16 protein-coding genes and 2 pseudogenes are annotated in these 13310 nt (G+C 69.5%); 6 read left to right on the top strand and 12 right to left on the bottom strand.

Annotated features, from left to right (window positions below; translation table 11 throughout):
* Positions 1-17 precede the first annotated feature (17 nt).
* From E0500_RS27000 to E0500_RS26985, 4 genes are read left to right on the top strand one after another with little or no spacing between them, the layout of a single operon-like run.
* On the top strand, positions 18-731 hold the full coding sequence (locus tag E0500_RS27000; RefSeq protein ID WP_131557805.1) for a 4-carboxy-4-hydroxy-2-oxoadipate aldolase/oxaloacetate decarboxylase: 714 nt from the start codon (positions 18-20) through the stop codon (positions 729-731).
* Entirely contained in the window at positions 728-1435 is a 708-nt protein-coding gene (locus tag E0500_RS26995) for an alpha/beta fold hydrolase (RefSeq protein WP_131557578.1), read from the top strand. The genes E0500_RS27000 and E0500_RS26995 overlap by 4 nt, the downstream gene beginning before the upstream one ends.
* A 19-nt stretch (positions 1436-1454) precedes the next feature.
* The gene (locus tag E0500_RS26990) at positions 1455-1733 is read left to right on the top strand and encodes a muconolactone Delta-isomerase family protein (RefSeq protein WP_131557580.1); all 279 of its coding nucleotides are present in this window, start codon (positions 1455-1457) and stop codon (positions 1731-1733) included.
* Positions 1733-2482 carry an SDR family oxidoreductase gene (locus E0500_RS26985; protein ID WP_131557582.1) on the top strand — a complete coding sequence of 250 codons (750 nt, stop codon included), beginning with the start codon at positions 1733-1735 and terminating at the stop codon, positions 2480-2482. The genes E0500_RS26990 and E0500_RS26985 overlap by 1 nt, the downstream gene beginning before the upstream one ends.
* Here the strand turns inward: E0500_RS26985 and E0500_RS45535 are convergent.
* From E0500_RS45535 to E0500_RS26955, 7 genes are all read right to left on the bottom strand, one after another.
* On the bottom strand, positions 2436-2855 hold the full coding sequence (locus tag E0500_RS45535) for an FCD domain-containing protein (RefSeq protein ID WP_399120260.1): 420 nt from the start codon (positions 2853-2855) through the stop codon (positions 2436-2438). The two genes, E0500_RS26985 and E0500_RS45535, sit on opposite strands and share 47 nt — an antisense overlap.
* A gap of 4 nt (positions 2856-2859) precedes the next feature.
* Entirely contained in the window at positions 2860-3186 is a 327-nt protein-coding gene (locus tag E0500_RS44220; protein ID WP_309505153.1) for a cyclodeaminase/cyclohydrolase family protein, read from the bottom strand.
* Entirely contained in the window at positions 3183-4055 is an 873-nt protein-coding gene (gene purU, locus E0500_RS26975) for a formyltetrahydrofolate deformylase (protein ID WP_131557584.1), read from the bottom strand. Before purU ends, E0500_RS44220 begins: the two co-directional genes overlap by 4 nt.
* A 79-nt stretch (positions 4056-4134) precedes the next feature.
* Positions 4135-5028, bottom strand: coding sequence for a methylenetetrahydrofolate reductase (locus tag E0500_RS26970; protein WP_309505152.1), 894 nt, complete (start codon positions 5026-5028; stop codon positions 4135-4137).
* 838 nt (positions 5029-5866) lie between these two features.
* Positions 5867-6772 (bottom strand): dihydropteroate synthase, encoded by a 906-nt coding sequence (gene folP, locus E0500_RS26965; protein ID WP_131557808.1) that lies wholly within the window; start codon positions 6770-6772, stop codon positions 5867-5869.
* 128 nt (positions 6773-6900) lie between these two features.
* Entirely contained in the window at positions 6901-7761 is an 861-nt protein-coding gene (locus E0500_RS26960; RefSeq protein ID WP_131557586.1) for a class III extradiol dioxygenase subunit beta, read from the bottom strand.
* On the bottom strand, positions 7754-8113 hold the full coding sequence (locus E0500_RS26955) for a protocatechuate 3,4-dioxygenase (protein ID WP_131557588.1): 360 nt from the start codon (positions 8111-8113) through the stop codon (positions 7754-7756). The genes E0500_RS26960 and E0500_RS26955 overlap by 8 nt, the downstream gene beginning before the upstream one ends.
* A 281-nt stretch (positions 8114-8394) precedes the next feature.
* On the opposite strand from E0500_RS26955, the gene E0500_RS26950 reads away from it, so the two are divergent.
* Positions 8395-9798: an aminomethyl transferase family protein gene (locus E0500_RS26950; protein WP_131557590.1), complete on the top strand. Its 1404-nt coding sequence runs from the start codon at positions 8395-8397 to the stop codon at positions 9796-9798.
* A gap of 128 nt (positions 9799-9926) precedes the next feature.
* On the opposite strand, the gene E0500_RS26945 is transcribed toward E0500_RS26950, so the two are convergent.
* The 3 genes from E0500_RS26945 to E0500_RS26940 all read right to left on the bottom strand — a co-directional run bounded on the left by E0500_RS26945 (position 9927) and on the right by E0500_RS26940 (position 11236).
* Entirely contained in the window at positions 9927-10613 is a 687-nt protein-coding gene (locus E0500_RS26945; RefSeq protein ID WP_309505151.1) for a response regulator transcription factor, read from the bottom strand.
* Complete coding sequence (locus tag E0500_RS44215) at positions 10610-10741, bottom strand: hypothetical protein (RefSeq protein WP_258572942.1); 132 nt, start codon at positions 10739-10741, stop codon at positions 10610-10612. The genes E0500_RS26945 and E0500_RS44215 overlap by 4 nt, the downstream gene beginning before the upstream one ends.
* A 279-nt stretch (positions 10742-11020) precedes the next feature.
* Positions 11021-11236 carry a hypothetical protein gene (locus E0500_RS26940; protein WP_131557592.1) on the bottom strand — a complete coding sequence of 72 codons (216 nt, stop codon included), beginning with the start codon at positions 11234-11236 and terminating at the stop codon, positions 11021-11023.
* Positions 11237-11329: 93 nt separating this feature from the next.
* On the opposite strand from E0500_RS26940, the gene E0500_RS26935 reads away from it, so the two are divergent.
* Complete coding sequence (locus tag E0500_RS26935; RefSeq protein WP_131557594.1) at positions 11330-12115, top strand: hypothetical protein; 786 nt, start codon at positions 11330-11332, stop codon at positions 12113-12115.
* A gap of 261 nt (positions 12116-12376) precedes the next feature.
* On the opposite strand, the pseudogene E0500_RS45085 reads toward E0500_RS26935, so the two are convergent.
* Positions 12377-12733: pseudogene (locus E0500_RS45085) on the bottom strand (YybH family protein); the annotation flags it as partial.
* A gap of 87 nt (positions 12734-12820) precedes the next feature.
* Positions 12821-13213, bottom strand: a pseudogene (locus E0500_RS45080) (YybH family protein); the annotation flags it as partial.
* Positions 13214-13310 lie beyond the last annotated feature (97 nt).

The raw sequence follows: 13310 nt of genomic DNA, 5'->3' as shown, positions 1-13310 counted from the left end.
GCAACGACAGACACGTCATCGTCCGCACGAGCCGTGGCCCTTCGCAAGAGGTCGTGACCGCACTGGCGAAGAGCGGCGTCGCGACCGCCCACGAGGCGTACGGCCGACGCGGGTTGCTCGGACCGGAGTTGCGGCCGATCTACCCCGGGGCACGCATCGCGGGCCGCGCCGTGACCGTGCTGTCGCACCCCGGCGACAACCTGATGATTCACGCCGCCATTGAGCAGTGCCGCGCCGGAGATGTCCTGGTGGTCGCGACCACCTCCCGGTCGACCGACGGTATGTTCGGGGAGCTGTTCGCGACCCAGCTGCGCCACCGCGGAGTGCTCGGCCTGGTCACCGACGCCGGCGTCCGCGACGTGGCCGACCTCACCGCCATGGGCTTCCCCGTCTGGTCCCGTGCGGTTCACGCACAGGGCACCGCGAAGGCCGTCCCGGGCTCGGTGAACGTTCCCGTAGTGGCTGCCGGGCAGTTGGTCAACGCCGGCGACATCATCGTCGCCGACGACGACGGCGTACTCTGCGTCCCCCTCGACCAAGGCGAGGCCGTAGTCGAGGCAAGTGCCCGCCGCGAGGCGAACGAGGAGGCCAAGCGCCGCCGCTTCCTCCAGGGCGAGGTCGGACTCGACATCTACGACATGCGACCGCTCCTCGAACGGCTCGGTGTGCGCTATCTCGACGCCGACGACGCGACGGACCCCGACACCGCCCCTGCGGAGGAATCCCCATGAGCACGTTCGTCCTCATACCTGGCGCCTGGCACGGCGGCTGGGCCTGGCAGCGAGTGGCCCCCGCGCTGCGCGCCGCCGGCCACGAGGTGCACACCCCCACTCTGACCGGTGTCTCCGACCGCGCCCACCTGCTCAACCCACAGGTCGGACTGTCCACCCACGTCCAGGACGTCGTCGCCCTTCTCGATGCGTACGACGCCCGCGACGTCGTCCTGGTCGGGCACAGCTACGCCGGCCAAGTGGTCACCGGAGTGGCCGACCGCGTCCCCGAGCGGCTGGTCAAGCGCATCCACCTCGACGCCTTCGTCGGCGACGACGGCGACGCCGCCATCGATCTGCTGCCCACGACGGTCGCCGACCACTACCGCGAGTCCGCCGCGGGCCCGGGGTACGGCTGGCTGGTTCCCGTCCGCCCGCTGGAGAAACTCGGCGTCACCGACGAGGCGGACGTCGACTGGCTCACCCCGCGGCTGACACCGCACCCGTGGCTGACCTACACCGAGCCGCTGCGGCTGACCGGGAAGGGCGAGCAGGTCCCGGCCGCGTTCATCGAGTGCGTGGACTGGATGCGTGTCTTCAGGCCGCAGGCGGAGAAGGCCGCCGCCCGCGGCTGGCCGACCCACGAGATCGCGACCGGCCACGAGGCCATGGTCACCGCCCCCGACGAGCTGGCTGCTCTGCTGCTCGACGTCGCCGCCGCCTGATCCGAGAGGAAAGAACACCATGGAGTTCCTGGTCCGCGCGGAGAACCTGCTCCCGCACGGCACCCCGGACGAGGTCCGCGACCAGCTCAGGAGGGACGAGCGGGCGCGGGCGATGGAGCTGCGTGCGGCGGGCGTCCTCAAGCGGCTCTGGCGGGTGCCCGGCCGCAACGCCACCGTCGGGCTCTACGAGGCCGACGACCCGGCCGCCCTGCACGACGCGCTCGTCTCGCTGCCCATGTGGAAGTGGATGGACGTGTCCGTCGAGGCTCTGGCCACCCATCCCCAGGAGAAGCAGTAGTGAGCGCGCGGCTCGCCGGCGTGGTCGCGATCGTGACCGGCGCGGCGGGCGGGCTGGGCCGCGCGATCGTGCGGCGGCTCGCCGCCGAGGGCGGGACCGTCGCCGCCCTCGACCTGGTGCAGGAGTCCGGGTGGTCGTACGGGGACGACGGATCGGGGTCCATCGCGAGCTGGACCTGCGACGTCACCGACCGCAGCGCGGTGGGCAGGGCCGTCGAGGACATCGTGGGCCGCTTCGGCGGGGTCGACGTCCTGGTGAACAACGCGGGCCTGCTCTCCGGGCGGGAGAGTCTGCTCGACGCCACGCCGGAGGAGTTGCACCGCTACTACGACGTCAACGCCGTCGGGCCGCTGCTGATGGTCCAGGCCTGTTTTCCGTACCTGCGTGACAGCGAACACCGCGGCCGCGTCGTCAACGTCGCGTCGCGGACCTTCTTCACCGGCGCGCCGGGGCAGATCGGCTACATCGCCAGCAAGGGCGCACTGCTGGGTATGACGCGGGTGATGGCCCGCGAGCTGGGTGAACACCGCATCACCGTCAACGCGGCGATGCCCGCCCAGGTCGCGACGCCGGGCACGCGTGCGCACTCCGGCGACGAGGTCTTCGCGAAGACCATGTCCCAACAGGCCATTCGGGAGTTCGTGACACCCGAGGACTTCGCCGGGCTTGTGGCCTTCCTGGCCTCACCGGACGCTCGCCTGGTCACCGGCCAGTCGATCGTCTGCGACGGCGGCGGCCTGCTGCACTGACCGACAGCTGCCGGCGCCGCTGCACCATCTCTAAGATGCCCTCTAAGCGGGGGACGATCGGGGTCACAGCAGCCCCGAGAACCCAGGTGCGAGGACCGACCTCGGCCCGTCCGTCGGCCAACTCCTTCAGCACGGCGCTCAGGTGTGTACGGAGTGCATGCGCCGCCCCGGCCTCGTCGCGGTCACGAACGGCGCGGAGGATCGCCAGGTGCTCCTCGAGGGATGAGGCGAGCCTGCCCGGATTCAGGATCAGCTTGAACCGGTGCCGAGCGGTCCGCCCTTCCAACCGGTCGACGACTGCCCGTGCCGTCGCATGTCCGCCGAGGCCACGGACGAGTCCGTGCAGCTCGGCGTCGAGTCGCGCGTAGGCCAGCAGATCACGCGCTTGGACGCCCCCTGCAGCGCGTCGCCGAGCCTGTCGAGTGGCTCGGCGTCCTCTTCGGAACGAACTCGCCGGTGACGATGGCCTCGCGGACAGCAGCCCGGAGGTCGACCTTGGTTTCGATGCAGTCGACGCCGAACCCGGCGCTGGAGGCCGCGGTCGCCTCGGGCCGGCAACCCCGTCGCAGCGCCGCAGCCTGTGCCGCGTGCAGGGCCGCGGTGGCCCCGCCGCCCGGGGCAGGGACCCGGACGGCGAGATCGTCGAGATACTGTCCGATCGGCTGTCGGGCCAGGTCGCCGGCCGCTGCGTCTTGGGTGTTCACCGGAAGACGACTGTTCGGTTCCCGAGGACCGCGATCCGGTTCTCGCTGTGCCAGCGCACGGCGCGGGCCAGCGCGCGGCTCTCCGCCTCCCGGCCGCAGGCCGCGAGTTGGGCGGGACCGAGCGAGTGGTCGACGCGGATGACCTCCTGCTCGATGATCGGGCCCTCGTCGAGGTCGGCGGTCACGTAGTGCGCGGTGGCCCCGATGTACTTGACCCCTCGCGCATGGGCTTGGTGGTAGGGCTTGGCGCCCTTGAAGCTCGGCAGCATGGAGTGGTGGATGTTGATGGCCCGGCCCTCGAACTGCTCGCACAGGTCGTCGGAGAGGATCTGCATGTAGCGGGCCAGGACGACGAGGTCGACACGCTCCTCACGGACCAGGTCCAGTAGTGCGGCCTCGGCCTGCGGCTTGGTGTCCTTCGTCAGCGGGATGTGCCGGAACGGCACGCCGAAGCCGTCGGCGATGCGGCCGAGGTCGGGGTGATTGGACACGACCGCGACGACATCGAGGTTCAGCTCGCCGATGGAGTTGCGGAACAGCAGGTCGTTGAGGCAGTGGGCGAACTTGCTCACCATGATGACCACGCGCGGACGTTGTGCGGCGTCGGCCAGTTTCCAGGTCATGCCGAACCTGTCGGCGAGGACTCGCATCTCTTGGCCGAGGGCGTCGAGGCCCAGCGGGGAGCCGTCGACGTGCGCGAACTCCACACGCATGAAAAAGGCGCCGCTGTCCGCGCTGCCGAACTGCTGGCTCTGCACGATCGTGCACTTCTCCCGCGCCAACAGCCCGGTGACCGCGTGCACGATGCCCGGGGAGTCCGGGCAGGACAGCAGCAGGACGCCGTGCTGGGTGCCGGCGGGCGGGGTCATGACGCCTCCAGGAGCGAGTCGGGCGGGTCGGGAAGGGCGAGCGTGGCCTCGGGAAGACGCCGGGCACCGGCGCGATCGGTCAGGACAGACGGGCGAGCCAGGCCTTGCGCCAGGCCTCGGTGCTCTCCAGGTCGTTGAAGGTGAACACGTGGAAGCCCTGGAGGTTGTTGTCCTCCTGCGCGAACGCGGGCGTCAGTTTCTCGATCAGCTTGTTCGGGCTGTAGCCGCCGGGCAGGAAGAACCGCCAGAACATGTTCTGCTGCTTCTTCAGAAACCGCGCGGACTGTCCGAGCCCGAGACCGGCCGACACCCGGATCAGCTTCTGCCGACTGATGGCTCCGGGTATGCCGACCCGGATCGGCAGCGTGACACCGCGGGCCCGCACCGTACGAGCCCACCGGATCGTGGTGGCGGCGTCGAAGCAGAGCTGGGTGATGATCTGCGTGGCGTACGGCGCCTTCGCCTCCAGAGCCTGCTCGATCAGCTCGTCGTCGATCAGACCGTGTCCCTCGGGGTAGCCGCCGATTCCGACCGACGTGAAGGAGTGGCCGATCGTTTGCAGACCCTGGAACAGGCTCAACGCGTCCGGGAAGTCCCCGGCAGGCTCGGCTGCGTCGCCGCCGATGCAGAACAGACGGTCGATACCGCTGTCACGCAGCTGCTCCACGATGTCGGCCAGGTGCGCCTGGTCGCGCACCAGCCGCGCGGCGATGTGCGGCGCGGCCCGGTAGCCGTGTCCGGTCAGCGAGGCGGCCAGGGCGATCGTGGGGCCGATCCCCTTCGCCTCGGTCGTGGTCACGGTGAGCGCCACGTCCGTGGGGACGTGCGCGAGAACCTTCTCCTCGGCGCTCTTGAACGGCAGGATCTCGTAGGTCGCGTCGCGCAACGCATCGGCCACGGCCGCCTTCGCGGTGCGCGGGACCGGGCGGCTGAGCGGCGGGGTGGAACCCCTCGGGTCCGTCACCGACGTCACGTCACTTGCTCCTTCAGTTGGTGCGGGCGAACTGGACGCGGGGAGCGGGCTCGGCGTGCTCCGTGGCGGTCGTGGCCGCGGGGATCAGGGCCCATGGCCCGCTCATCGTCGTTGTCCCGGACGGGGATGACCTTCGTGCGCGTAGTCGAACCCGACGTCGCGACTGAGGAGCTTCGGCAGGGCTCCCGACGCGAGCCGTGGCCGCCGCCGGACTCTCGAAAGTCATGATCGCCGAAGAACCTTTCCACTGGGCCGCCCGTTTCGGTGCGCCGTCGGCGAAGCCACCGCGGCAGCACCGCCGGACCGGCGATCCGGGCTTGCTACGACGCTAAGAAACACCCCCGTCACCAGGGATCACGCGGATGACCGGACCTCCCCTTGGCGAGCGTCGCGTCCCAAGCAGGACAAGTGACGTAGACGCGCGCATCGCCCCCGGGCAGCGACGGATGACTCTGTCGGACGCGGACGGAAGGCATGCCCGCCCTGCGCGATACGCCGATCCGGCGGAACCCGGATCGCGGGCAGGATCGAGTACGCGGCAACGCGGAGTCCGGCCTTCGGAAAAGGCACATCCCGACGGCGGAAGGCAACCAACCCGATGCACCCTGTTCCCGGCCCGTGCGCCCGGTTCGACGACCTCGTCTCGGGCACTGCGAGTTGCTGACGAAGGCGCAGATCCTCCAAGGGCTTCCTGCCGACAACGAGCCCGTGGACGCGACGCGGAGACAGGTCCTTGCACGGGTGGCCGTTCGCGACGGTCCTGCCCGGCTCTGCCTGCCTCCCCGACTCCCCACACGGCTGACGTAGAGGCCGAGGCCCGCCTCGTACGCGACCGCCGTCAACGAGGCGCTGCGGATTGTGGCCCGCCTCCCGGAGGCCGGGCGGCTGTGCTGATCATGGGCAGCATCGTGACCGCCGGCCAGGCCGGCGGTGCACGCTCACTGTCGGCCGGTCGAGCATGACCGAGGGCCGATACCACGCGGACCGCGTCCGCCGATGCGGCCACGTCGTGCACGCGGACGCCCCACGCCCCGGCCCGTGCGGCAATCACGGTCGTCGCGAGCGTGGCGGCATCCCGGCCCGTCGCAGGACGGTGGATGCCGTCGCCGAAGAGGGCGTCGCCCAGGAAGTGCTTGCGTGAGGCTCCCACGAGAACGGGAAAGCCCAGGTCGACCAGTTCGCCGAGATCCGCCAGCAGACTCCAGTTCTGCCCGCCCCGCTTGGCGAATCCCAGTCCCGGGTCGAGGATCAGCTGGTCGGGGCGGACGCCGGCTTCCACTGCAGCGTGCACCCGCATCATCAGCTCGACCGAGACCTCGCGCACGACATCGTCGTACACGGCGGCGGCGTACATGTCCCGGCTCGCGCCTCGGGAGTGGTTGAGCACCCACGTCACTCCGGCGGCCGCTACGACGCGTGCCATGGCGGGGTCGGCCAGGCCTCCGCTGACGTCGTTGACCAGGAGGGCCCCCGCGGCCACAGCGGCGTCGGCCACCGCGGCCCGTGTGGTGTCGATGCTGACCGGGACACCGGCCGTCGCCAGTTCACGCACGACGGGGACGACACGCTTCAGTTCGTCGGCGAGATCCACGCGGTCGGCGCCCGGGCGGGTGGACTCCCCGCCGACGTCGACATAGTCGGCGCCGGCACTTCGGAGGGCGAGTCCGTGCGTCACCGCCGCGTCCGTCGTGACGTACAGGCCACCGTCGGAGAAGGAGTCCGGGGTGACGTTGACGACTCCCATCACCCGGCAGCGCTCGGCGAAGGCGGGGACATCGCCCTCATCGGTGGCGGACCGCGACCGCCCCGGATTGTGGACCGACACCGACAGGGCTCCTCCGTGAATGCGGGGTGACAACGTCGCGGCACCGATCAGCGGGCGGGGCGCGTGGTCGTGTTCTCGAACAGCGCCAGACCGGCCGCGGTGTTGGAGGCAGGCACGTGATACGCCGAGTGGACCTTGCGGACCTCGGCGTTCATCGCTCCGCGCATGACCAGCCACATGATCAGCTCGATGCCTTCGGAGCCCGCCTGGCGGATGTAGTCCTCCCGGCTCAGCGCCGCGAGTTTCTCCGGGTCCTTCTCGATCGCTTCGAGGAACATGTGGTCGAAGCTGGGGTTGATGAACCCCGCTCGTTTGCCGGCGAGTTGGTGCGACATCCCGCCGGTGCCGAGAATCCCGACGCTCCTCGCCCCACCGTAGCCGGCGATGGCCCGCCCGAGGGCCTGGCCGAGCGCGTAGCAGCGCGCCGCGGTCGGCTGCGGGTAGCGGATGACGTTGACCATGATCGGGACGACCGGGCAGGGCCAGGCGTCGCCGGGCTCCGGCGTCCAGACGGACAACGGCACGGTGAAGCCGTGGTCGACGTCGAGTTCGGAGAACACCGTCAGGTCGAAGCCGTCGTCCATCAGCTGGTGCAGAAGGTGGAAGGAGAAGTCGGGGTCCCCCACGACGTCCGGGACCGGGCGACGGCCGAAGCCCTCGTCGGCGACCTGGTACTTCTCCGCGGTACCGATGGCGAACGTCGGGACGATGTCGAGGTCGACCCCGTTGGCGTGGTCGTTGTAGACGAGGATCGCGACATCCGGCGTGTGCTCCGCGAGCCACTCCCGCGCCGGCCGGTATCCCTCGAACAGCGGCGCCCACACCGGCTCCCCGGTCATGCCGCGGTCCATCGCCGCTCCGATCGACGGCACGTGCGACGTGGCCAGTCCCCAGATCACCTCAGACATCGGTACGCCCTCCCGCCAACATCGCGGCCTTGAAGTCCGCCTCGGACATCCCGGTGAACACACCGCCGAGGTACTGCATGGACAGCCCGTCCATCAACGCGAGCTTGTAGATGTAGAAGATGCTGCCGCCGAGATCGAGCATCGCCTGCCAGTCACGACCGAGAACCGCGGCCGTCTGCTCCTCGGAGAGGCCGAAGCGCCGGCAGTAGCCGGCCTGGTCGGCGAGGAACTCCGCGCGGGCGTCTTCCTTGCGCAGCGACATGAACAGCTTGTTCATATGGTGCCCGCGGCGGCTCGTCGGACCGTCGAAGACATAGGTCCCGGGCAGGTCCGGCCTGCTCTGGCTGGTCATGTGGTGCTCCCTGGCTAGGGCCGCGCGATGCGCCGCCAGTGGTTTGCTCCGACCGTAGAGCGCGAGATTCCGCCCGCCATCACACAGTTGTCGCGACCGCCGGGCGACGACCTGTCGAGTGCGGTGCACGACAAATGACGTACCGGCGGCCGGCTACGTCAAATGACCTGGAGGCACCGGCCGCCCCGGTCGTTCCGCTTCCGCCATTCCTCACTGCCGCCGCGCCGGGTCGGTCCCTAGCGTCGGACGGAGGATTCGCGACTTCAGAACGGGTGGCACCTATGAGCGCCAAGAACCTGCAGGACCTGCTGGACCAGGCGGGCAACACCGTCGATCTGCTTCGAAACTCCCAGCTCGGGGCCTACATCTACCCGGTTGTGCCGGCCGAGTTCACCAATTTCCGCCGCGAGGTGACGGCCTGGCAGAAGACGGCCGTGCTGTTCGATCAGTCGCACCACATGGTCAACTTGTGGGTGTCCGGCCCGGACGCGCTGAAGCTGTTCACCGACACCGGCATCAACAGCACCGCGAAGTTCCCGGTCGACTCGGCCAAGCAGTTCGTGCCGGTGTCCCCCGAGGGCGGTGTGATCGGCGACGGCATCCTGTTCCGGCTCGCCGAGGAGGAGTTCGTCTTCGTGGGACGCGCCCCGGTCGCCAACTGGCTGATGTTCAAGGGCGGGCAGGGCTACAACCTCGACATCCGGTTCGACGACCGCTCCCCGTCGCGCCCCTACGGCAAGCAGGTCAACCGTGACGTCTGGCGCTTCCAGATCCAGGGCCCGCGCGCCTGGGAGGTGATCGAGAAGGTCAACGGCGGTTCCGTCGAACAGGTCAAGTTCTTCAAGATGGGCTACATGAACATCGCGGGGGAAACGATCCGCACCCTGCGCCACGGCATGGCCGGCGCACCCGGGCTGGAGATCTGGGGATCGTACGAGACCTACGACAAGGTCCGCGACGCCATCCTCGAAGCCGGACGGGAGTTCGGCCTCGAACCGGCCGGAGCCCGCGCCTACTCCTGCAACACGCTCGAATCGGGCTGGATCCCGTCGCCGCTGCCCGCGATCTACACCTCGGAGGAGCTGCGCCCGTACCGCGAGTGGCTCGGTGCCAACAGCTACGAGGCGATCAACGCGCTGGCGGGCAGCTTCGTCTCCGACAGCATCGAGGACTACTACCTCAACCCGTGGGAGCTCGGCTACGGCGGGTTCGTCAAGTTCGACCACGACTTCGTGGGCCGCAGCGCGCTGGAGGCCATCGACCCGGCCACCCAGCGCCGCAAGGTCACCCTCGCCTGGAACGCCGAGGACGTCGCCGAGCTCCTCGCCTCCCCGCTCGCCACCGAGGGCCCCCGCTACCAGTTCTTCGACCTGCCCAACGCCAACTACGGCTCGTCGAACTTCGACGCGGTGCAGGACGCCGACGGCAACACCGTCGGGCTGTCGCTGTTCACGGGCTACAGCGCCAACGAGCGCAAGGCCCTGTCGCTGGCCACGGTCAACCCCGACGTTCCGCTGGGCGCCGAGGTCAAGGTCATCTGGGGTGAGCCGAACGGCGGCTCGAAGAAGAAAACCGTCGAGCCCCATGAGCAGTTCGCCGTGCGCGCCATCGTGAGCCCTGCCCCGTACGCCGCCATGGCCCGCGATGCCTACCAGCCGGGGTGGCGGACCGCCGTCTCCGTCTGAGCCCCACGACCAGCCAGGGTGCCGGTCTCCCCGAGGGGTCCGGTCTCCCTGAGAGGGCCGGTCTCCCTGAGAGGGCCGGCATCGTCCGTCTCCGCACCCCGGTTCTCCTCACGGGCACGGAATTCGAGTCAGCCCTGCGGTGGCACGAGCCCTTTGCGTACCGCGACGAGGGCGGCCTGGGTGCGGGAAGTGAGCTGGAGTTTGCGCAGGACGTTGCTGACGTGCGTCCGTGCGGTGCGCTCGCTGATGACGAGCTCGTCGGCGATCTCCTGATTGGAACGTCCCTGGGCGACGAGGATGAGGACGTCGCGTTCACGGCTGGTCAGCGCACCGATACCGGTCGGCGGCGACACGATCTCCCGGGTGAGCTGGCGGGCGATCGCGGGGTCGAGGAACACCTCGCCGGTCGCCGCCGCGCGAATCGCGGCGACGACCTCGTCCGGTTCGGCGTCCTTGAGCAGATAGCCCGACGCACCGTTGGCCAGCGCGGCGTGCACCCGCTCCATCTCTCCGAAGCTCGTCAGGACCACGACCTTCACACTCGGATACTGCTGGGTGATCCGCGCCGTCACCGCCACGCCGTCCATCTTGGGCATCAGCAGGTCGACCACGGCGACGTCCGGCAGTTCCTCGTAGGGGGCCATGGCCGCCAGCCGGTCCAGGGCCTCCTGGCCGTTGCCGGCCTCGGCGGCCACCTGTAGGTCGTCGAGCAGCTCAAGGTAGGCGCGGATACCACGGCGGACGACGGCGTGGTCGTCGACGATCAGGATCCGGATCGCTGTCCTGTTCGGAGCCGGCTCGGTCGGGGCGTTCACGGTGTCGGGTCCTCCGTCGGTTCGTCGAGCTGGTCGGGCTGCGAGAGCGAGGCATGGGGTACGAGCACCGGTAGCGGGACCATCGCACACGCCCTGCGGATGCCCCTGCCGGCGTCGGCCATGGTCACGGCGAAGGCGTGGTCCGGTACGCCCTTGCGGATGGTGACCCGGATCGCCTCAGCGCGCCCACCTGACGACGGCGTGGATGGTCACCGCCGCCCCAGCTGGTTCGATGCCGTCGGCCGGAGCTCGTCACTTCGAACACTTCGACCTCGTCGGCGAAGAGTGGCACACTTTCGGCCGGTGCGCTATCGGCACGGCTTCCCAGCATGACCGTCGACTCGGCCTGCATCCCGATGGAGAACACCTGCCGCACGATCGAGTCGCGGAGGTCAAGGCGACGACGGTCATCGACCGGTCATCCGGAAGCGGACGGGGCCGATGGTCGAACTCGCGGCGCCGCGCGGGCCTGAAAGGTGCGGCCATTCCCACCAAGCCAGCACATCCAGCACGTCGGCGCCGACGACGATGAGGTTGAGATCCGGCTTCGGCACAACTGCTGGACGCATGACGCAGACCTGGCCGATGTGTACCCGTGGTGCGGCGGCAATCCTGGACTTCATCGTCTCGCCCCTCTCCCTTGGCTGACGGGCCACGTCGTCTGCTCAGGATCAGGCTGTTCGCATGACACCCGCACCAGCAAGAGAGACCGCCTTATGGAACGACGCGCCTTCGCCGCCGCACTGTCCGCTGCCGCCGCAGCTCCCCTGCTGATCGGCGCCGCGCCGGGCCGTTCCGGGCACCAGGTGAGCCCCCAGGCAGACGCGCACCTTCAGCGCGAGATGCTGAAGGTGCTGGCGGCGGTGCTCCAGGACACCGACACGGCCCGGACCGTGGTCCCCTGGATCCTTGACATCGGATTCGACTGGGCCCCGGCCACCGCGCCGGTGGACCAACTGGACTTCATCGTCGCCTACTCCTTCGGCAACCGGCCGCCGGCCAACGGCGGCGACCCGACCAGGGTGCTTGCCGAACCGGGGCCGATGAACGAGCAACTCGCGGACGTCGTCGCCGAGATCAGGGCGGTGCGCACTCTGCCGGTCTACGCCCAGTGGGAGATCGCGCACTTCCTCACCACCAAGCACGGGCTGGACCAGGTGACCGCGATCGAGCCGGTGATCGCTGCCGACGGCACGATCACCTATCTGAGTACCGATGGCGTCGCCGCCCAGGTGGCCGAGCTGCGCAAGGCCGCGTCTGGCGGGATCGGGACGGCCGGCGTGGTCGGCTGGCGGGACCACATCAAGCGTTGCGTGCTCACCACCAAGGGCCGGGGCATGACCGCCTTCGCTCCGGAAGGCTTCACCATGCCGGACACCTACGACCCCGAGTCCGGGCAGCCTTGGACCCGGCGCCGCGATCTGTACCTGGTGCACGACATGTCGGCGCAGTGGACCATGAAGCGGACGCAGCTGATCGCCGAGCTGTATCCCAACGGCTGAGCCCGTCTGGCGCGAGGAAGGAAAGGAAGAGACCGGCCTCGCGGGGCGGTGTGGTCTCTTCCTCTCCGGTGGTCCGCAGCCGCGCGCCGGACCATTCCCGGGCCAATCGCTGTCGGCAGGACCGCAAGCAGCCATCGTCGCCGCCACCGTTCTGCGCTTGACGCACCAGAGTGACCAGCCGTCTCGACTGCTGAGCACCAACATGCAGTTCCCTCGGCAGTGTTTCCACGGATACCGGTCGTGTCAGCCGGCGCTCATGCGTCAGGGGCACAGGTCGGTCTTCGTCTCGCCGGTTTCCGGGTCGTAGGGGTAGGAGACATGCTGGTGGATCATTTGCCATTCGCCGCCGCGCCGCTGGAGTACCCGGGTGCCCCGTGACCAGGTGCTGTCGGTTGTCCCGTCGTCCATCTCGCCGGTCATGTGGTTCAGACCCCAGACAACCGCGAGATCGTCGCGGATCAGCACCTTCATCTCGGGCACGTCCCAGGTCACGCCACCTGGCGCCGAGTCCAGTCCCGCGCGGCAGACCTCACGCACCCGGTCCCGGCCGATGTACTGCAGGGGCGCGTCGTGCTCGTAGGAGACGATGTCCTCAGCGATATGGGCCATCAGCCCGTCCAGGTCCTTCGCGGCGGTGCGGTCGAACCAGTGCCGGTGCACCGCACGCACCTCGTGCTCGGCCTGGGCCTGTTCGTCCGGGCCGTGGAGGTCGGGGAAGGAGTGGTGCTCGTGCGCCACCACCCAGCGTCCCCCCTCCTTGCGCAGTCCCAACGTGAGCCGCATCCGGAGCTCCGGCTGATCGGCAAGTTCCTCCTCGGTGCCGCAGCGCAGCAGTGCGTAGGCGAAGGCGACGTCCTCGCCCGCCGTGACCTCAAGCTCCTCGATCTCGAAGCAGGCGCCTTGCGCCTGCCAGGTGAAGAACGGCGGCCAGACCTCCCGATACGCATCAAGGCCCCGCACGCCCTCGTACGGCGGCGGCACATCGAACATCACGATGTCGTCGGCGTGGTCGGCCGCGACCACGTTCAGGGCGCCCTGATGCACGGCCGCCGCCCACCGCTCGATCAGGTCGCGGATCTGCTCAGTGTCGTCGGACATACCGATCGCGGTTCCTTTCACTGCCCTTGTCGCGCCGGAACGCGAGGGACGAGCCTGTGCTGCTCGCCTCCCTACACGTAGACCGGCGCCGGGCAGG

Source organism: Streptomyces sp. KM273126, assembly GCF_004337435.2.
Taxonomy (GTDB): Bacteria; Actinomycetota; Actinomycetes; order Streptomycetales; family Streptomycetaceae; genus Streptomyces; species Streptomyces acidicola.
The sequence above is the reverse complement of the archived record's forward strand: the minus strand, read 5'-3'. Positions and strand labels throughout refer to the sequence as shown.

What these genes read in the sequence shown, in the direction of transcription:
- E0500_RS26995 (WP_131557578.1), top strand. Translation starts at nt 728, where the DNA reads ATGAGCACGTTCGTCCTCATACCTGGCGCCTGGCACGGCGGCTGGGCC.
- E0500_RS26935 (WP_131557594.1), top strand. Translation starts at nt 11,330, where the DNA reads ATGGAACGACGCGCCTTCGCCGCCGCACTGTCCGCTGCCGCCGCAGCT.
- E0500_RS26955 (WP_131557588.1), bottom strand. Translation starts at nt 8,113, where the DNA reads ATGACCAGCCAGAGCAGGCCGGACCTGCCCGGGACCTATGTCTTCGAC.
- purU (WP_131557584.1), bottom strand. Translation starts at nt 4,055, where the DNA reads ATGACCCCGCCCGCCGGCACCCAGCACGGCGTCCTGCTGCTGTCCTGC.
- E0500_RS26940 (WP_131557592.1), bottom strand. Translation starts at nt 11,236, where the DNA reads ATGAAGTCCAGGATTGCCGCCGCACCACGGGTACACATCGGCCAGGTC.
- folP (WP_131557808.1), bottom strand. Translation starts at nt 6,772, where the DNA reads ATGGGAGTCGTCAACGTCACCCCGGACTCCTTCTCCGACGGTGGCCTG.
- E0500_RS26990 (WP_131557580.1), top strand. Translation starts at nt 1,455, where the DNA reads ATGGAGTTCCTGGTCCGCGCGGAGAACCTGCTCCCGCACGGCACCCCG.
- E0500_RS26950 (WP_131557590.1), top strand. Translation starts at nt 8,395, where the DNA reads ATGAGCGCCAAGAACCTGCAGGACCTGCTGGACCAGGCGGGCAACACC.
- E0500_RS26960 (WP_131557586.1), bottom strand. Translation starts at nt 7,761, where the DNA reads ATGTCTGAGGTGATCTGGGGACTGGCCACGTCGCACGTGCCGTCGATC.